Here is a 17700-nt window from a genome sequence, read left to right as displayed (position 1 = left end):
ATGAAAACAGAAACCACCATACAAGGCTTGACCGCATCACTTGCTCCTGCACGAAGCACAAAAAAGCTGATTGGTTTTGTACCCACCATGGGCAACCTGCATGAAGGTCACCTGACCTTGGTGCGTGCCGCAAAGAAAATCTGTGATGTGGTGGTGGTCAGCATTTTTGTCAATCCGATTCAGTTTGGCGCGGGTGAAGACTTTGACAGTTATCCACGTACTTTGGAGCAGGATAGCCGTTTACTGGCGGATGTGGATTGCGACATTATTTTTGCACCCTCTGTAGAGCAGATGTATGGCACACAGCCACGCTTGACCAATATCAGTGTCGGTCAAATTACCGATGACCTGTGTGGTAAATCACGTCCAGGTCATTTTGATGGGGTTGCTGTTGTGGTGACCAAACTGTTTAACATCGTACAGCCTGATTTCGCGTTCTTTGGGCAAAAGGACTACCAGCAGCTGGCGGTCATTCGCCAGTTGGTGCAGGACCTGAACATGCCACTGGAAGTGATTGGTGTGCCTATTGTCCGTGCTGAAGATGGCTTGGCTTTAAGTTCCCGTAATGGTTATTTATCTGAACAGCAACGCGCGATTGCACCCACGATTTACCAACTGCTCAAGCAAGCCGAACAGCAACTGCATGAGGGGCAGGCACTTGCGCAGGTACTGGAAAGTATCTCTAACCAATTGACACAGGCAGGCTTTGTTGTCGATTATGTGGAGGCCCGTCAAACAAATTTACAGCCAATTGCGCAGTTTGATCGAAATGTGGTTTTATTTGTTGCGGCAAAACTGGGTACAACACGTTTGATTGATAACCTACAGGTCGACTTTAAAACTTAAAACTAGAAAATAAAAAGGGTAAACGTCATGAAGCGTATTCTTATCGTGACAGGACAATCAGGCTCAGGAAAATCCTCTGCATTACAGGTGCTTGAAGACTTGGGCTATTACTGTATAGATAACCTGCCTTTGGCGTTGTTGCCTGAAATTGTGTCGAAACTGGATTATGAGAATAATCTTGAGCAGTTGGCTCTGGGCGTTGATATCCGTAGCACCCGTGCCGATATGCAGGAGTTTGACCATGTTTTTGAACAATTGCAAAAACACGGTACGGTCGATATCATTTACCTGACTACCCAGGATCAGGATCTGGTTTCCCGCTTTAGCGCCTCACGTAGGCCGCATCCGCTGGCAAACCGTTTTAACAGCCTGTTGCAGTGCATACAGGAAGAAAAACAGCTTCTGATTCCGATCCAGTTCCGTTCCACCGTGCATATCGATACCACAGATAAAAGTGTCCATGATTTAAAGCATATCCTGCTGTCCAAACTGGGTCAGTCGGACAAGTTGATCGTGATACTGCAATCATTTGGCTATAAGCATGGCATTCCGCTGGATGCGGATTATGTGTTTGACGTACGTCATCTGCCTAATCCACACTGGGATTTGGAACTGCGCCGTTTTTCAGGTTTGGATGAACCTGTGCGCCGCTTTTTAGAGGGTAGTCAGCAAACCAACGAGATGTTTGAAGATATCTATCGCTTTCTGGAAAAGTGGTTGCCCGCTTTCGCAGAGGGGCATCGCCATTACATGACCATTTCAGTGGGATGTACGGGTGGGCAGCACCGTTCGGTTTATATTGTGGATAGACTCAAGCAGGCCCTTGAGGCAAAATGGACTGTCCAAATCTTACATAGAGAAATGAAGCACTGGTCATGATAGACACAACAATTGATGTAATTAATAAACTCGGCTTACACGCACGTGCATCTGGTAAACTGATCGAGGTGACCACTAGGTTTCGTTCCTCCATACAAATTGGCAAGGGCGACAAGCTGGTTGATGCAAAGAATATTATGTCATTGTTGATGCTGGGTGCGGGTAAGGGCACCACACTAAGACTGGTGATTGACGGTGCCGATGAAGACAAGGCACTGGAAGAAATTCAAACGCTGTTCGCAGCAAAATTTTACGAGGCAGAGTAATAGTGGCACGTGGACCCCAGCGTTATACCGATGAAGATTTTGAGTCATTAGAAGGGCGTGCGAGTCGAACCGAGCAAAAAAAGGCGGTTCAGCGTATGGCAGCCTTGGGTGAGCAACTGGCTCAACTCAATCCAAAGCAGATTCAAAAACTTCCTGTCGATGAGCGCCTAATTGACGCATTGCTTGAAGTGCAGAAGATCAGCTCATTTGAGGCACGTCGTCGCCAGTTCCAGCGTGTGGGCAAGTTGCTTCGCAATGAGGATGAAAGCATCATTTTATCCTATTTAACGCCGCAGCAGGGCGCGAAGAAACAAATGCAACTGATGCGTTGGGTAGACCGAATGATTGATCAGGGTGATCCAATTATTAACGAGTTCAGCAAGGTGTTTAACGCCTCTGAACGTCATACCCTACGCCAGCATGTACTGCGTATTCATCGGGATATCAAGCAGCAGGTCAGTGAGGAGGAGCTTGAGGCCTCTAAACGCAAATTTGTCAACTATGTACAGCAAGTGGCCTTGTTATCAGATCAGGGTTAAAGCTCCAAAGAGTGTGTCTCAAAACAAAATATTCTTGTAAATTCTGTTCGAAATTCACTCAAATTGAGCACATAAAAGTAAGCGTCCGATGAACACACCTTATGAATTCGTCCTATAAGCCTTTAAGCCTTAATTTAGTCCCCACTTAAAAACAAGTGGGGACTTAAATTTATGACTACAAATAACCAGACAGAGGTGGTCCCACATGTTTGAACAACTAAAAGCTTATTTATAAGTGATATTCTGCTCTAGTTAAGCTAGCTTATTTTGTTGTGGTAGCTGGTCATAGTAAAACTCATCTGGAGTCATTTTGTCCAGACTCGAATAAGGTCGTTTCACATTATAAAATTCAAAATATGCGTTTAATTGCTTCTTCGCATCCAAAACATTGCTGTAGGCTTTGAGATACACCTGCTCATATTTAACGCTTCTCCATAACCGTTCAACCATCACATTATCAATCCATGAGCAGTATACTGCGCAAGTTTACCATCCATGCTGATTTGAATGTCATTTGTTTTCAATACATCAATAAATGCATCACTGGTGAACTAACTGCCTTGGTCTGTATTAAAGATTTCAGGTCGGCCATATTTTTTAATCGCTTCATTTAAAGCCGAAATACAAAAATCCATCTCCATACTCATCGATACCCTATGCGCAAGTACCTTGCGGCTATGCCAATCAATCACAGCACATAAATAAACAAAGCCTTTTGCCATTGGGATATATGTTATATCCGTAGACCACACTTGATTACTCCGCTGAATACTCAATCCTTTGAGCAGATATGGATATTTACGCTGAGCTTGATTGGCCTGACTTGGATTTGGTTTACGATATAACGCATTAATGCCCATTTTCTTCATTAAAGTACGTGTATGACGTCGTCCTATATGATGTCCTTGACGATTCAACAAATCACGCATCATACGGCTACCTGCAAAAGGATATTGCATATGTAATTCATCCATACAGCGCATCAGCTTCAGATCTGATGCACTCGCAGGTTTTGGGCGATAATATAACAACCACGGGAGACTTTCAGCAGTTTAGCTTGCTTAGATACTGAAATCTGAAGTGAGTCGTCGATTAACTTTTGTGGTTGAAGCGGACCAGTTTCTTCAACACACTTTCTAAAAAAACGTGAATTCGGGATAAGGAAGTTGTAAAAGGATAGGCATTTAAGTCAAAATTTAATCATGACAAAAAACAATGATCTCAAAATGCCTATCGACACACCGCTTACAACACTTTTCTGCCTAATTGATGATTTCTGCACTGATATTTCAGAGCAGGTTGAGCAATACATGCTCACTTGTGGCAAGATTAATCGTGTATTTGCCGATAGTGCAACTCGGGGGAAAACTTCTGTCGGCTGGTTTTATGGTTTTAAGATTCATTTGATTTGTGATCATATCGGACGCTTAATTTCTTATTGTATTACAACGGGTAACGTAGATGATCGTAAAGTATTGCCCGATCTAATTGAACATTCACAACTCACAGGTAAATTGTTTGGTGATCGTGGCTATGTGGGTAAGAATTGGAGATCTCGTCTTGCGGAAGTCGGTGTTCAACTCCTCACACGAGTAAAAAGAAATATGAAACCCCAATCCCTGGATGCTTTTGATAGTGCAGTATTAAGAAAACGAGGAATGATTGAAGCTCTCATCTGATGAAAAGCCAGTTTGATCTTGAACATACTCGCCACAGATCAAAAATAGGGCTACTGACTACAATATTTGCTGCTTTAACATTATATGCTTTGATGTTTGTAAATGGATATAAGTCTGGGATTCAGCAGATTTTAAAAAACCGATTGAATTAAAATCTGCTTAAACCGAATTCACGTTACATAAGTGAATCATTAATAAAACGAGCAGAAAAAGTCTTGTTCTATATTTGAAAGAAATGTTGGAATTGTTTAGTCTTATTGAAAAGTTTTTGATTTTTGATTAAAAAATGATAGACTTCATGCGCTAGAACAACGTTGCATGAAAATTTACTTAGCTGCTATCTTGAGTGGGGGATAATATCTTTCGAGAGTCGAGGGCTAAATATTGCTAAATGCTTGGAAAATTTCTCAAGTGTTTGTATGATTCAACGTGAAATGAATGACTGAGACAGGTAGAATAAGTCATCAGTGTTCAAAAAATTACTAGAGCAAGCTTAAATAATTTTTATCTCTGGAGGATATCCATGAAACTGAGTCGTATTGCACTTGCTATGCTTGTTGCTGCTCCTTTAGCTGCTGCTAATGCGGGTGTGACAGTTACTCCATTAATGCTTGGTTATACAAAGTATGATACCCAACACAACAATGACAAATTAACAAGCTCTGCTGAGTTGCAGGATGATTTATTTGTTGGTGCTGCATTGGGTATTGAATTAACACCTTGGTTAGGTTTCGAAGTTGAATATAACCAAGTTAAAGGTGATGTTGACAGCCTTGCTGCTAACTCTGAATATAAGCAACAACAAATCAACGGTAACTTCTATGTTACTTCTGATTTGATCACTAAAAACTATGACAGCAAAATCAAGCCATATGTATTGTTAGGTGCTGGTCATTACAAATACTCTTTTACTGATGCTAATGAAGCAGAGTTAGGTCGTGTTGGTCGTGGTTTGAAAGAAGAAGGTACTCTAGGTAATGCTGGTATCGGTGCTTTCTGGCGTTTAAATGATGCCTTGTCCCTTCGTACCGAAGCTCGTGGTACTTATGATTTCGATGAGAAATTTTGGAGCTACACTGCGCTTGCTGGTTTAAACGTGGTTTTAGGTGGTCATTTGAAGCCTGCTGCACCAGTAGTTGAAGTTGCTCCAGTTGAACCTACACCAGTACCAGTTCAGCCACAGCCACAAGAGATGACTGAAGACCTTAACATGGAACTTCGTGTGTTCTTTGATACCAACAAGTCAGACATCAAGCCGCAGTACAAGTCTGAAATTGCGAAAGTAGCAGAGAAATTGGGTGAATTCCCGAACGCAACTGCTCGCATTGAAGGTCACACAGACAACACGGGTCCACGTAAGTTGAACGAACGTTTATCTTTAGCTCGTGCCAACTCTGTTAAGTCTGCACTTGTGAATGAATACAATGTTGATGCATCTCGTTTATCAACTCAAGGCTTCGCTTGGGATCAACCGATTGCAGACAACAAGACTAAAGAAGGTCGTGCTATGAACCGTCGCGTATTCGCTGCGATCACTGGTAGCCGTACTGTTGTTGTACAACCAGGTCAACAAGCTCAGTAATTGAGTCTTGATGATATGAAAGGGCGGCTCAATTGAGCCGCTTTTTTACTAGAGCCAAGCAGTTTTGTTCAGGAACTTTTTGGTATCTTTACGTTCCTTACGATGTTGGGCTTTCGGTTTTTCGCTTTCATGAATGCCTCCCTTGTGAAGTAAGGGAGAGAGTGCAACAGGATTGCGAGCCTTAATTTTTGGCATATCTTTAAGTTTCATCGTCTTAGCCTTTAATACATAAAATTTGTTTGAGTGTATGTACAATTTCAATCAAGTCAGACTGGTTTGCCATGACCTGATCAATGTCTTTGTATGCACTTGGAATTTCATCAATCACCCCTGCATCTTTACGACATTCAATCCCTTGGGTTTGTTGAATCAAATCATCTTGACTAAACAAGAGTTTTGCCTTGTTGCGACTCATTTTCCGTCCCGCACCATGTGAGCATGAACAGAATGATTCAGGATTTGCCTTGCCCTTAACAATATAAGAGCGAGCACCCATTGAACCTGGGATGATACCGAGTTCATCCTGACCTGCCCGAATAGCGCCTTTACGGGTAATTAATAAATCTTCGCCAAAATGATTCTCCCGACTGACATAGTTATGGTGGCAATTAATCGCTTCTTTAGTCATTTGAAAGGGGGGGAGAAGTGGGCGAATGGCTTCCAGAATTAGTCGCATCATTTCCCGACGATTCTCAAAAGCATAGTTTTGTGCCCATTCCACTGCTTCCACATAGTCATTGAAACTGGCTGAACCCTCAGCAAAGTAGCTTAAATCCTTGTCAGGGACATGACCAAAACGGTGCTGTGCTTCTTTCTTTGCCAGTTCGATAAAATAGGTGCCAATCACATTACCCAAGCCGCGACTACCTGAATGCAGCATGATCCAGACATCCTGATTTTCATCCAGACATAGCTCAATAAAATGGTTGCCACCACCTAAAGTACCGAGTTGTTTTTGCCAGGTTGCATCAAACTTTCGCAACATCCGAACCAAGCCTGGATGTTTTTGAATGATCGGCTGCAAGCGTTTTTCCAATGGAATAATGCTGGAAGCCTTGGCTTTGATTTGCTTGTGCAATTCAAAGCCGACAGGCACCTTGCGTTCAATTGCATGCCGTAACGGTGCAAGATTGTCTGGTAATTGGGATGCCTTGAGGTTGAGTCGAACTGCATTCATGCCACAACCAATATCCACACCTACCGCCGCAGGAATAATCGCGTTTTTGGTTGGAATCACGCTGCCAACGGTTGCACCCTTACCCACATGCACGTCTGGCATGACAGCAATATGTGAATAAATAAATTGCAGTTGGGCCATTTTCTTGAGTTGTTCAATACTGTCGCTATCAATGTCGTTGGTGAATATTTTCACTGGAACGCCATAATGCGCTTCTGCATTGAGAATTTTTTGTATGCCCATTTTCTTATCTCGGTCATTTTAATTTTTCTGTCCGAATAGGCGTAAAAAAACCTAGCGAATGCCAGGTCTAATAAAGCATTCGGACAAGTGATCAGCAGATTTGTCACTTGTCCGTGAGACGACAACGTGCCAAACCTTAGTAAGTTATTCCTTGTAGTAATGGCATGATGTTGTCCTCCTATAAAATAGTGCCGTTGAAAATATGAGCGTGAATTTTACTCAAATTTTCATAATGGTCAAGTAAAAAATGGTTTTTTATTCGCCCTCTTTCACATTCATGTCTTTGTAGGCAATCAGTTTGGTTTTATGTTTCCATTTATAGCCTAACCAAATGATCAGGAATAATGGAATGCTGATATAGGTTGAAAGTAAGCCTAACCAGTCAATTTTGCCACCCAGAACTGCCTGATAATTTTGACCTAAAATAATGACTGAACAAAGAATAAATGCAAACCAAGGTGCGAATGGGAAGAACTTGGCACGGTAGGCAAGGTCTATGATTTTATCCGAATAGCCGTAAAACCTCGGGGTTTAGCCCGAGGATATAAGGCTGCAATCCGCTAGTCCCCCTTGTGGGGATTAGCTAGGATTGCTAAAAACATTTGAATCTAGTAATCCATGTGCTATGATAATTACGTTGTATATTTTTAGTCAGCAGACTGATACAACACGAAAAAAACAGTTTTCCCCATTGTAATCCGTGCACTCTTTGCAATCCGAAAGGTAGGACTACATTGGAATAAGAAGCAGAGAACTATAGTATCTGTTTCGTGGCAGGACATTGCCATCTAGCAGTAGGAATCCCCGTCCTTTAGGTCGGGGAGGATGTCAAAGCCCTGTGCTGTATAGCCTTTGCGGAAACGGTAGTGTGAAATGGCAATGCCGAGCCAGACGATAAATCCGCACATGCCTGACATATTCAACAACCAGTTAAAAACCTGTTGCTCGCCAATAAAAGTGGTCAGGAAACAGAGCGCCGCAACGGCTGTGGTTGCATACAAGGCATTCATGGGAACGCCACGAGTATCCAGTTTGGAAAACCATTTTGGCGCACGCCCCTCTTTTGCCATATCAAACAGCATGCGGGTAGAGGAGTACATCCCAGAGTTACCCGCAGATAAAATCGCACTCAGAATCACCGCATTCATTAAGCCTGCGGCAAAGGCCAAGCCCGCTTTTTCGTACAGTAAGGTAAAGGGTGACAGGGCAATATTTTCACTTTCGGCTGCATGTAATAACAGTGGATTATCATAGCTGACCAATGTACCAATGATAAAAATACACAGGATATAGAACAGCAAAATCCGCCAGAAAATCTGTTTAATCGCCAATGGAATGGTTTTCTTTGGGTCTTTGGATTCACCTGCGGCAACGCCCACCATTTCAGTGCCCTGAAAAGAGAATCCCGCAATCATGGCGACCCCGACCAGGGCTTGCAGCCCCCCCACAAAAGGCGCATCCCCCTTGGTCCAGTTGCTCCATACCGATACATCAGGTGTAAGCATGATTTTTACAATCATGGCAATCCCAATGATGATAAAGACGATAATCGCAACCACTTTAATCATGGAAAACCAGAATTCGCTTTCACCAAAGCCTTTGACGGTCATGGCATTAATGCCAAAAATCACGGCAAGGAAAATGGCACTCCAGTAAAAACCTGCAATCTCAGGAAACCAGAATTTCATAATGAACTGTACCGCAACCAATTCAAAAGCAACAGTAATTGCCCAGTTATACCAGTAGTTCCAACCCAGTGCGAAACCAAAACCCTCTTCGACATAGCGGCTGCCATAGGTAAAGAATGCACCAGAGCTTGGGTTATGGGTGGCGAGTTCTCCCAGACTGGTCATCAGAAAATAAATCATGATACCAATTAAAGCATATGCCAATAACGCACCACCTGGACCTGCGGTGGCAATGGTAGAACCCGAAGCAAGGAATGCCTGTGCCAATTGAACCGCCAATGGCAATCATATTTAGGTGGCGTGCCCCAAGCTTACGCTGGAGATGCTGGGGAGCAGATGTATCGCTCATAAAAATTCCTTAAACTGTATAAGGGTCTGTTGACACTTTATATATGGGTTGCGTTATAGGCTGAAATTTCATCAATCAAGGCATGAAACGAAAGTAATAGCGACTCTATTACTAAGTTTCATAACGAAGAGTGAGGGAATTTCAACCATAACCCTTCGGGGCAGGAATATTTTTTGCCGCTATAGCGTTATGGCTGATTCATTTAGAATCACTAAATTTCATCACCCATGCCTTATACCGCCTAAAAAATATTCTCTGCCGCAACCATAGATAAAGTATCAGCTGACCCTGTTTGCACAGGCATATAACACCTTGAATCCCTGTTGATCTGCTTTCACAAGACATTGACCAAAGCTCTGCTCAATCAGAGGTGGATAATTTAGAAAACGATTAGCCACGATCCATAGTTCACCTGAGCTTTTCAGATGCTTTTTCGCCAATTGGCAGAGTTCTTCACTTGCATCGTAATTGGTATGAATACCTTGATGAAAAGGTGGATTACTGACGATGGCATCTAGATCTTTAGGTGCATCAACAAAACCTGTGACAGGCTGTAGATGTAGCTGTGTTAAATTTAAACCGTTTCGTTGAAAGGTCAGTTCAGTGGAGCGTAATGCAAATGCATCAACATCAAGTGCAAAAATGTGCTGGTTTGGATTAAGTTTGGCTAAATAAGCACTAATAATTCCAGCACCGCAACCAAAGTCGGCAATCTTGCCTGATTTTATTTGATTCAGGTAAGGCAATAGTACGGCTGTACCGACATCTAAATGGTCTTGACTAAATACACCCGGTAAAGCACAGATTTCGAGCTGTTCTTGATTGACTTGCACAATATAGTTTTTTAACCAATGGTCAAGTGGTTTGTGTATTTCAGTCTTTTCAATTTTCATGTGCCAAAGTTGACAATGACGTGCGCTGTCAAGTTTGAAAGCTTTGCCATACTGCAACAGCTGTTTTGCAGCACGTTCAACACCGCCTTTTTTTTCACCTACTAAAAATACGCTTTGACCGAGTGTTAACTGGCTAACCACGACATGAAGAATATAATTCAATAACTCTTTAGATTTTGGAACGAAAATAACAACCTGATCAAAACTTGCTTGTGGAAACTCAACTGAAAAATATGAATTTATACCACCGCTTTGAAAACCTTGATGATCAGCATAATTCCAAGTCCAGACAGACGCTTGTACTTGACTAGGTAAATTTTTGGCGAGTTGGTCGTTGGGCGCATTAATCAGTAAAACTTGCCCATTTAAATAATCTTGTTGTCGTAAAACGACTTCACTACGTGGATCCATTTTGATCTCTCATCAAAAACAAAGCCCAGTGGTGAAACTGGGCAATTACGATGGTTAAAAGACTATTTTTGAGTTTCAGGTAAAACAATATTTAAAATCAACGCGGCAATACCACCCGTTGCAACACCTGAGCTGAAAATGTTTTTGAATAATTCAGGAAGATGTTCAAGGATTTGTGGAACTTGTGCTACACCTAAACCTAATGCAAGTGAAATCGCAATAATCAGCAAAGCGCGGCGGTCTAACTGGATGCTGGCAAGGATATTGATTCCAGACGCAGCAACAGCACCGAACATCACCATTACCGCACCACCGAGCACAGCTTGGGGTACAGCCTGAATGACCGCTGCAACAGCAGGGAATAGTCCCAAAATAATTAGCAGCATGGCAATCCAGATCCCGACATAACGGCTTGCGACCCCTGTCAGTTGAATGACACCATTGTTTTGAGCAAACACAGAACTTGGGAATGTATTGAAAATACCCGCCAGAAATGAGTTCGCACCATTGACCAATACACCACCCTTAATTCGTTGCATCCAGATTGGACCATCAACAGGCTGATTGGAAATTTTACTGGTGGCGGTCACATCACCAATCGCTTCCAGTGAAGTGACCAAATAGATAAATGCCATTGGAATAAACAGGCTCCATGAAAAGCTTAATCCAAAGTGCATTGGGATGGGAATCTGGATCAGTGGCGCATCCTGCAACACAGAAAAGTTTAAATGTCCCATAAATCCAGCAAGGATATAACCAATGACCAAAGCAATTAAAATTGCTGAACTTTTCACCCAAATTATACGGATACGATTGAGTAGAATAATAATTCCCAGCACAGTACAGGACATGATCAGGTTATCTGCATTGGCAAAGGTATTGTCCTGCATCGCAGTATAACCACCGCCCATGCTGATCAAACCTTCTTTAATCAAGGTTAAGCCAATCAGCAAAACCACAATGCCTGTCACAAGTGGAGTAATCAGCTTTTTAACCCAGGGTAGAATTCTGGAGACACCCATTTCGATGAATGAACCCGCAATTACCACCCCAAAAATAGCTGCCATCACCTGTTCAACGGATGTCCCTGCTGCAACCATGGCACTGCCAATCCCAATGATCGGACCAATAAAATTGAAGCTGGTCCCTTGCACAATCAGCAATCCTGCACCAAATGGTCCAACTTTTTTGCACTGTAAAAAGGTCGCAATCCCTGAAATAATCAATGACATGGACAGGATCATGTTGGTGTCTTCGCGGGACACGCCAAGTGCCAGACAGATCAATAACCCTGGGGTTACGATAGGCACTAGGATTGCCAAAAGATGCTGTAATGCGGCTAAAAATGCAACAAAAGGTTTCGGTTGATCATTGAGTCCATAGACCAGATCAAGCTGTTGTTGAGGTTGGGAATTTGGCATGGGAGTATAAAAAAGCGATAAGCATTAGTGGAATATTCTAATAGAGTTGGCCTACTTTACCAACGATTCTGTAACGTTTCGTCAGAAAAAAAGTACTCTGTCAATAAACTGTCACTACTAAAGTTTAGGATTCTTCTGTATAATTTGCCCTCAAATTTAAAGCGTATCGAATTTTACATGTCAGATATTAAAACTCTCCGTAACATTGCCATTATTGCGCACGTCGATCATGGTAAAACGACTCTTGTAGACAAACTTTTACAACAATCAGGTGCTCTTGGTGATCGCGCAGGCGAGATTGAACGTGTTATGGATTCTAACGCGCTTGAGTCTGAACGTGGTATTACCATTCTTGCAAAAAACACTGCAATCAAATGGTTAGATGCACGTACCAACACTGAATATCGCATCAACATCGTTGACACCCCAGGACACGCCGACTTCGGTGGTGAAGTTGAACGTGTAATGTCGATGGTTGACTGCGTATTGCTTCTGGTTGACTCTCAGGAAGGTCCGATGCCACAAACTCGTTTCGTAACGCAAAAAGCGTTCGCACGTGGTTTGAAGCCAATCGTAATTATTAACAAAGTTGACAAGCCAAGTGCTCGTTGTGATTGGGTTATTGATCAGGTATTTGATTTATTTGATAACTTGGGTGCAACTGATGAGCAATTGGATTTCCCAATCGTTTATGCTTCAGGTCTTCGTGGTGTTGCAGGTCCATCACCAGAGGAACTTGCTGATGATATGACACCATTGTTCCAAACAATTGTAGATATCGTAGAACCACCAGCCGTTGATGTTGATGGTCCATTCCAGATGCAGATTTCATCACTTGACTATAACAGTTTCGTAGGTGTGATCGGTGTTGGTCGTATTCAACGTGGTTCTGTAAAGTTAAACACCCAAGTGACTGTAATTGATAAAGAAGGTAAGACACGTAACGGTCGTATCCTTAAAATTATGGGTTACCACGGTTTAGAGCGTGTTGATGTTGAATCTGCATCAGCAGGCGATATCATCTGTATTACAGGTATTGATGCATTAAACATTTCTGACACGATTTGTGATCCGAAAAATGTTGAAGCGTTACCGCCATTGTCTGTAGATGAACCTACAGTTTCGATGACATTCCAGGTGAACAACTCACCATTTGCGGGTAAAGAAGGTAAATTCGTGACTTCACGTAATATTCGTGAACGTCTTGACCGCGAATTGATTCACAATGTGGCATTACGTGTTGAAGATACGGATAGTCCAGACCGTTTCAAGGTTTCTGGTCGTGGTGAACTTCACCTTTCAGTATTGATTGAAAACATGCGTCGTGAAGGCTTCGAGATGGGTGTTTCTCGTCCACAAGTCATCATGAAAGAAATCGATGGTGAAAAACAAGAGCCATACGAAAATGTAACGTTTGATGTTGAAGAACAGCATCAAGGTTCAGTTATGGAACAAATGGGCTTCCGTAAAGGTGAAATGACCAATATGGAAGTTGATGGTAAAGGTCGTATCCGTATTGAAGCGACTGTACCTTCACGTGGTTTGATTGGTTTCCGTTCTGAATTCTTAACCATGACTTCTGGTACAGGGATTATGACATCAAGCTTCTCACATTACGGTCCAGCAAAAGCAGGTACTGTGGCGAAGCGTCAAAACGGTGTGTTGATCTCTATGGTTCAAGGTACTTGCCTGGGCTATGCATTATTTACACTTCAAGACCGTGGTCGTTTATTTGCTAAACCACAGCTTGAAGTATATGAAGGCATGATCATTGGTATTAACTCCCGTTCAGACGATATGGTTGTTAACCCAACTAAAGCGAAACAGCTCACCAACGTCCGTGCATCTGGTACTGATGAAGCATTGACTTTAACACCTGCACTGGAATATACGCTTGAACAAGCGCTTGAATTCATTGAAGATGATGAGCTAGTTGAAGTAACACCAAAATCAATTCGTATTCGTAAGCGTTACTTGACTGAAAACGAACGTAAACGTAATCGTGATAAATAATTTTTCTTAACTGAAAAAGAAAAAACCGCTAATTCTATTTAGCGGTTTTTTCATTGCGTAGACTTAATGGCCGAGAGATGCTTAAGCACATATTTTTATTAAAATAAAAAGTGTTGTTAAAGTGTGAAATAGCTTTCTTTTTTGATAAAAATATTAAATTATCAACATCATGCCATAGCCGCACCTGTGTAATAAACAATGTAAAAATGGGTTGCGATTAAGTTCAACTCTGGAGAGTTATAGATGAGTATTATTCAAGAATTTAAAGAGTTTGCTATCAAAGGTAATATGATGGATCTTGCCATTGGTGTCATCATTGGTGGTGCATTTGGTAAAATTATTGATTCATTAGTGAAAGATATCATCATGCCACTTATTTCAGTTATTACTGGTGGGGGTGTTGATTTTACGCAGAAGTTTATTGTGCTAGGAGACAATCCAAATAATTTACAGTCGTTAGATCAATTAACGAAAGCTGGTGTCAATGTTTTAACCTATGGTAATTTCTTAACCATCTTTATTAATTTCATTATTTTGGCATGGGTTGTGTTTCTTATGGTGAAAGTAATGAACCGTATGCGTAAACAAGAAGAAGCAGCACCAGCGCCTACACCTGAAGATATTCAATTATTACGTGAAATTAGAGACTCTTTGAAAAAATAAGTACTGATTATTTTCATAAAAAACGGCATTTAAAAATGCCGTTTTTTATTGGAAATAGATAATTCCATATTTGGAACGCAAGCTTTTACATGGAAAATTGCAAGATTTGACTTTAAAATATTGTGCATATTTGAATGGAACAGCAATCATGAACCAACTATTTGTCTATGGCACACTTTGCCCAAACCGAGAAAATGCACATATTTTGGGTAGAATTGGTGGAGATTGGCAAAAAGCATCGGTACACGGCACAATTCATATTTTAGATTGGGGACCAGACAAAGGTTTACCTGCAATTATTCTGAATGATAAAGATTCATTGGTTGAAGGCTATTTATTTAGCACTGAAAAATTGGCAGAAAATTGGCAAATGCTGGATGATTTTGAAGGGTTTCAATATGAAAGGGTGGTCGTTGATGTGAGCGTTGACTCGGGTGAGAAAATCCAAGCTTGGACTTATGTGATGAAGGAAATGTAAAGATAGGCTATTTCATTTTAGGAACTTTATAAGGTGCGATTATTTGTGCAAATCTTTTGGTAATTTTGGTTTGAAAATAAGTACCTTTCGCTAACCATGTTTGGTCGGCAATAAAACTTTCTACTTGGTCTAATACTAGATCGTGTGGGTAAATGTATAAATCGCCTAATTCAAAGAAAGCAATATAAAGGTTTTTTCCTCGATATTTTTGTGCAAATGAAATACAGCCTTTAAGTTGGATTTTGGCATCTGAAAGACCGCTTATATGTACAGCAATGCAATCTGCACCGTTCCAATCATCATTGAGCCATAAGCAGTTATAGCCATAATCAGCGAGTATTGCTGCCATTTTATGAAAGTTATACGTTTCTTGAGCTTTTGCATTGAGTGATGAGTAGTTTATAGGCTCAAGTTTAATTGGGGTCATCTCAATCCCTCCATACGAAATTTAATTTCAACCAGATGAAAACCAAACTGGCTTTTAATTGGACCGTGTAAGACTCTCTCCGCGGCAGTAAAAACCAGTTTGTCGATCACAGAAACAAGCTGCCCTTTTTTCACTTCACCGAGTTCACCACCACGTTTTGCCGAGTTGCAGGTTGAATATTGCTTGGCAATTTTGGCAAAATCAGCACCTGATTGAATGCGTTTTTTCAGTTGTTCAGCCAAATCCTTATCTTTGACCAGAATATGTCGAACAATTGCAGTCTGCATAATCGCTCTCCTTGAGCAAACATGGAAATACCTAAGCTTTCTTATTTAAGGGCTGGCATTGTGGGCAAAATACACTGGCACGTTGCCCCAGTTTTAAATTTTCCAGCGTAGTTTCACAGTTGACACACATTTCACCTGCACGACCATAAGCAAGCAGCGTTTGTTGGAAATAACCATTTTCACCCATCGCATTACTATAGTCGCGTAAAGTGGAACCGCCAAGATCAATCGCTTGTTTCAAGATACGCTTGACCTCAATTACCAACTTTTCAACTTGTGCCTGGGTTAACGTTGAAGCAGGTTGTGCAGGATGAACTCCAATATTGAATAGACTTTCAGTTGCGTAAATATTGCCTACCCCCACCACCACATGATTATCCATAAGCGCAATTTTAATACCAACATTTTTCTTATTTAACTTTTTTAACAAATAATTAGCATTAAAATCTTCACTTAAAGGTTCTGGACCAAGTGTGTCAATAAGCTTGGACTGATTGTCCTGATCTAGCCAAAGAATACAGCCAAAACGACGTGGATCATGATAGCGCAGTTGAATATCTTCAAAATCAATAATTAAATGATCATGTTTCCGCAATTCGTCACTGGGTTGGCACAAGCGAAAACTACCTGACATGCCTAAATGCCAAAGCATTTGATCTTGTTCGAATTCAGCCAAAATATATTTGGAACGACGTTTGAGTTGAATTAAACGTTGACCAATTAATTTTTCAAGATCATCAGGGATAGGCCAGCGCAAACTAGGATTGTGTACTCTTATAGCTTGTACACGTTGCTCTAAAAGCGGCAGTAAACTGGTTTTTGTGGTTTCAACTTCTGGAAGTTCGGGCATAGTGAGCTCAAGTTGTTTCAACAACAATACAATGAGGGCAAATGTTTTACTTACAATAATATCGACCTTTAATTTTATTTGCTAAGGTTGATAAATACTAGTTTTTGATCATTTTAGTGAATCCCAATGAGATAAGATCAATATTAAAATAACTCATGCTTGTCTTTGAAAATTGCTTTCTTATATTTCAGGTCCATAAGGAATTTCTATGCCTTTAATTAAACTGAATTTTTTATACGGTTGTGTTGCGGTAAGTATGGGGTTGAATAGCTCCTTGGTATGGGCTGCTAAAGTTGATATAGAGACACAGCCAATACAGCAACTTATCCCAATTAAAGTCGAGGCAACCCGTACCAATACCACCTATATGGAAACACCAGCTTTCAATTTTCCGTATTGAAAGCCCTAAAGCAGATCAATCTGCCCAGGTCAACCTGACTGAACTGGTTAAAGGGATTCCGAGCATCCAGCTACGCAACCGAGAGAGCTACGCGCAGGATTTACAGCTTTCGATGCGTGGTTTTGGTGCCCGTTCTACTTTTGAGGTAAGGGGAATCCGTTTATATACTGATGGTATTCCTGCAACCATGCCTGATGGGCAGGGGCAGACCTCTAATATTGACTTGAGTAGCTTGGATCATCTTGAAGTTCTAACTGGGCCATTTTCTTCCCTGTACGGAAACTCATCGGGTGGCGCAATTCTGGCAACGACCAAAGAAGGGCAAGGTAAAGATTCTATTGAAATGAGTTATGCTGGAGGAAGTCATCATAAAAATCGTGCGGGTTTGATATTACAAGGAGGGACGGACAAGCAAAATGAGCCGAGTTATATCATTAGTCTCTGTACACGACAAAAATAGATAACTCATTGAAATAATGTCACAATAATTGTTTTCTAACGACGAATACTATGACACATCTCAATGAGTTATATCTTATCTTAAACAAATCTCTAAAATGGAACAAGTCACATTTAAAGTGCTTTTCGCTCATCATGCTTGCGATCATT

The 17700-nt window shown here is 41.3% G+C and carries 15 protein-coding genes and 5 pseudogenes; 10 read left to right on the top strand and 10 right to left on the bottom strand.

The features are described from left to right. Genes panC through yjgA form a run of 4 tightly spaced genes read left to right on the top strand, consistent with a single transcriptional unit; the run spans position 1 to position 2530 of the window. Positions 1-846: a pantoate--beta-alanine ligase gene (gene panC, locus F972_RS04395; RefSeq protein WP_004760828.1), complete on the top strand. Its 846-nt coding sequence runs from the start codon at positions 1-3 to the stop codon at positions 844-846. Positions 847-873: 27 nt separating this feature from the next. Beyond that, positions 874-1725, top strand: coding sequence for an RNase adapter RapZ (rapZ, locus tag F972_RS04390; RefSeq protein WP_004764104.1), 852 nt, complete (start codon positions 874-876; stop codon positions 1723-1725). After that, entirely contained in the window at positions 1722-1991 is a 270-nt protein-coding gene (locus tag F972_RS04385) for an HPr family phosphocarrier protein (RefSeq protein WP_004678316.1), read from the top strand. The genes rapZ and F972_RS04385 overlap by 4 nt, the downstream gene beginning before the upstream one ends. A gap of 2 nt (positions 1992-1993) precedes the next feature. After that, a complete protein-coding gene (gene yjgA, locus F972_RS04380; RefSeq protein WP_004764102.1) occupies positions 1994-2530 on the top strand; it encodes a ribosome biogenesis factor YjgA in 537 nt (178 codons plus the stop codon). 252 nt (positions 2531-2782) lie between these two features. Here yjgA and F972_RS15750 read toward each other — a convergent pair. Beyond that, positions 2783-3674 (bottom strand): annotated as a pseudogene (locus F972_RS15750) (IS3 family transposase); the annotation flags it as partial. A gap of 82 nt (positions 3675-3756) precedes the next feature. Between F972_RS15750 and F972_RS04370 the strand changes: the two are divergent. After that, positions 3757-4372: pseudogene (locus tag F972_RS04370) on the top strand (IS982 family transposase). A gap of 360 nt (positions 4373-4732) precedes the next feature. Next, a complete protein-coding gene (gene omp38, locus F972_RS04365; RefSeq protein WP_004764096.1) occupies positions 4733-5791 on the top strand; it encodes an outer membrane protein Omp38 in 1059 nt (352 codons plus the stop codon). 48 nt (positions 5792-5839) lie between these two features. Here the strand turns inward: omp38 and F972_RS16005 are convergent, their stop codons facing one another. The 6 genes and pseudogenes from F972_RS16005 to F972_RS04345 all read right to left on the bottom strand — a co-directional run bounded on the left by F972_RS16005 (position 5840) and on the right by F972_RS04345 (position 11973). After that, complete coding sequence (locus F972_RS16005; protein ID WP_004678308.1) at positions 5840-6001, bottom strand: hypothetical protein; 162 nt, start codon at positions 5999-6001, stop codon at positions 5840-5842. 4 nt (positions 6002-6005) lie between these two features. Beyond that, positions 6006-7211 carry an RtcB family protein gene (locus F972_RS04360; RefSeq protein ID WP_004681688.1) on the bottom strand — a complete coding sequence of 402 codons (1206 nt, stop codon included), beginning with the start codon at positions 7209-7211 and terminating at the stop codon, positions 6006-6008. 255 nt (positions 7212-7466) lie between these two features. Next, positions 7467-7715, bottom strand: a pseudogene (locus tag F972_RS15060) (lysine transporter); the annotation flags it as partial. A gap of 320 nt (positions 7716-8035) precedes the next feature. Beyond that, positions 8036-9248: pseudogene (locus F972_RS04355) on the bottom strand (amino acid permease); the annotation flags it as partial. A gap of 278 nt (positions 9249-9526) precedes the next feature. Then, positions 9527-10552, bottom strand: a complete 1026-nt coding sequence (locus F972_RS04350) for a methyltransferase (RefSeq protein ID WP_004756048.1) — start codon at positions 10550-10552, stop codon at positions 9527-9529. Positions 10553-10614: 62 nt separating this feature from the next. After that, the gene (locus F972_RS04345) at positions 10615-11973 is read right to left on the bottom strand and encodes a uracil-xanthine permease family protein (RefSeq protein ID WP_004681682.1); all 1359 of its coding nucleotides are present in this window, start codon (positions 11971-11973) and stop codon (positions 10615-10617) included. A gap of 177 nt (positions 11974-12150) precedes the next feature. Here F972_RS04345 and typA point away from each other — a divergent pair, with 177 nt between their 5' ends. From typA to F972_RS04330, 3 genes are all read left to right on the top strand, one after another. Beyond that, complete coding sequence (gene typA, locus F972_RS04340) at positions 12151-13986, top strand: translational GTPase TypA (protein ID WP_004681681.1); 1836 nt, start codon at positions 12151-12153, stop codon at positions 13984-13986. Between the two features lie 243 nt (positions 13987-14229). Further along, positions 14230-14649 carry a large conductance mechanosensitive channel protein MscL gene (mscL, locus tag F972_RS04335; protein WP_004764090.1) on the top strand — a complete coding sequence of 140 codons (420 nt, stop codon included), beginning with the start codon at positions 14230-14232 and terminating at the stop codon, positions 14647-14649. Positions 14650-14797: 148 nt separating this feature from the next. After that, complete coding sequence (locus F972_RS04330) at positions 14798-15127, top strand: gamma-glutamylcyclotransferase family protein (RefSeq protein ID WP_004764088.1); 330 nt, start codon at positions 14798-14800, stop codon at positions 15125-15127. Positions 15128-15134: 7 nt separating this feature from the next. Here the strand turns inward: F972_RS04330 and F972_RS04325 are convergent, their stop codons facing one another. The 3 genes from F972_RS04325 to mutM are packed head-to-tail and all read right to left on the bottom strand — an operon-like array spanning position 15135 to position 16691. After that, positions 15135-15554, bottom strand: a complete 420-nt coding sequence (locus F972_RS04325) for a hypothetical protein (RefSeq protein ID WP_004764085.1) — start codon at positions 15552-15554, stop codon at positions 15135-15137. Beyond that, the gene (locus F972_RS04320) at positions 15551-15841 is read right to left on the bottom strand and encodes a peptidylprolyl isomerase (RefSeq protein ID WP_004764083.1); all 291 of its coding nucleotides are present in this window, start codon (positions 15839-15841) and stop codon (positions 15551-15553) included. Before F972_RS04320 ends, F972_RS04325 begins: the two co-directional genes overlap by 4 nt. 31 nt (positions 15842-15872) lie before the next feature. Beyond that, positions 15873-16691, bottom strand: a complete 819-nt coding sequence (mutM, locus tag F972_RS04315; protein WP_004764080.1) for a bifunctional DNA-formamidopyrimidine glycosylase/DNA-(apurinic or apyrimidinic site) lyase — start codon at positions 16689-16691, stop codon at positions 15873-15875. A gap of 208 nt (positions 16692-16899) precedes the next feature. Here mutM and F972_RS15055 point away from each other — a divergent pair. Then, a pseudogene (locus F972_RS15055) lies at positions 16900-17530 on the top strand (TonB-dependent receptor plug domain-containing protein); the annotation flags it as partial. Between the last annotated feature and the right edge of the window lie 170 nt (positions 17531-17700).

The organism is Acinetobacter sp. CIP 102529, assembly GCF_000368325.1.
GTDB lineage: Bacteria > Pseudomonadota > Gammaproteobacteria > Pseudomonadales > Moraxellaceae > Acinetobacter > Acinetobacter parvus.
Note: the sequence above shows the minus strand (reverse complement) of the source record. Positions and strands in the feature narration are given on the sequence as shown.

Bases quoted from the DNA above. Each gene is read 5' to 3' on its own strand.
- panC (WP_004760828.1), top strand. From the start codon at position 1: ATGAAAACAGAAACCACCATACAAGGCTTGACCGCATCACTTGCTCCT.
- rapZ (WP_004764104.1), top strand. From the start codon at position 874: ATGAAGCGTATTCTTATCGTGACAGGACAATCAGGCTCAGGAAAATCC.
- F972_RS04385 (WP_004678316.1), top strand. From the start codon at position 1,722: ATGATAGACACAACAATTGATGTAATTAATAAACTCGGCTTACACGCA.
- omp38 (WP_004764096.1), top strand. From the start codon at position 4,733: ATGAAACTGAGTCGTATTGCACTTGCTATGCTTGTTGCTGCTCCTTTA.
- F972_RS16005 (WP_004678308.1), bottom strand. From the start codon at position 6,001: ATGAAACTTAAAGATATGCCAAAAATTAAGGCTCGCAATCCTGTTGCA.
- F972_RS04360 (WP_004681688.1), bottom strand. From the start codon at position 7,211: ATGGGCATACAAAAAATTCTCAATGCAGAAGCGCATTATGGCGTTCCA.
- F972_RS04350 (WP_004756048.1), bottom strand. From the start codon at position 10,552: ATGGATCCACGTAGTGAAGTCGTTTTACGACAACAAGATTATTTAAAT.
- F972_RS04345 (WP_004681682.1), bottom strand. From the start codon at position 11,973: ATGCCAAATTCCCAACCTCAACAACAGCTTGATCTGGTCTATGGACTC.
- typA (WP_004681681.1), top strand. From the start codon at position 12,151: ATGTCAGATATTAAAACTCTCCGTAACATTGCCATTATTGCGCACGTC.
- mscL (WP_004764090.1), top strand. From the start codon at position 14,230: ATGAGTATTATTCAAGAATTTAAAGAGTTTGCTATCAAAGGTAATATG.
- F972_RS04330 (WP_004764088.1), top strand. From the start codon at position 14,798: ATGAACCAACTATTTGTCTATGGCACACTTTGCCCAAACCGAGAAAAT.
- F972_RS04325 (WP_004764085.1), bottom strand. From the start codon at position 15,554: ATGACCCCAATTAAACTTGAGCCTATAAACTACTCATCACTCAATGCA.
- F972_RS04320 (WP_004764083.1), bottom strand. From the start codon at position 15,841: ATGCAGACTGCAATTGTTCGACATATTCTGGTCAAAGATAAGGATTTG.
- mutM (WP_004764080.1), bottom strand. From the start codon at position 16,691: ATGCCCGAACTTCCAGAAGTTGAAACCACAAAAACCAGTTTACTGCCG.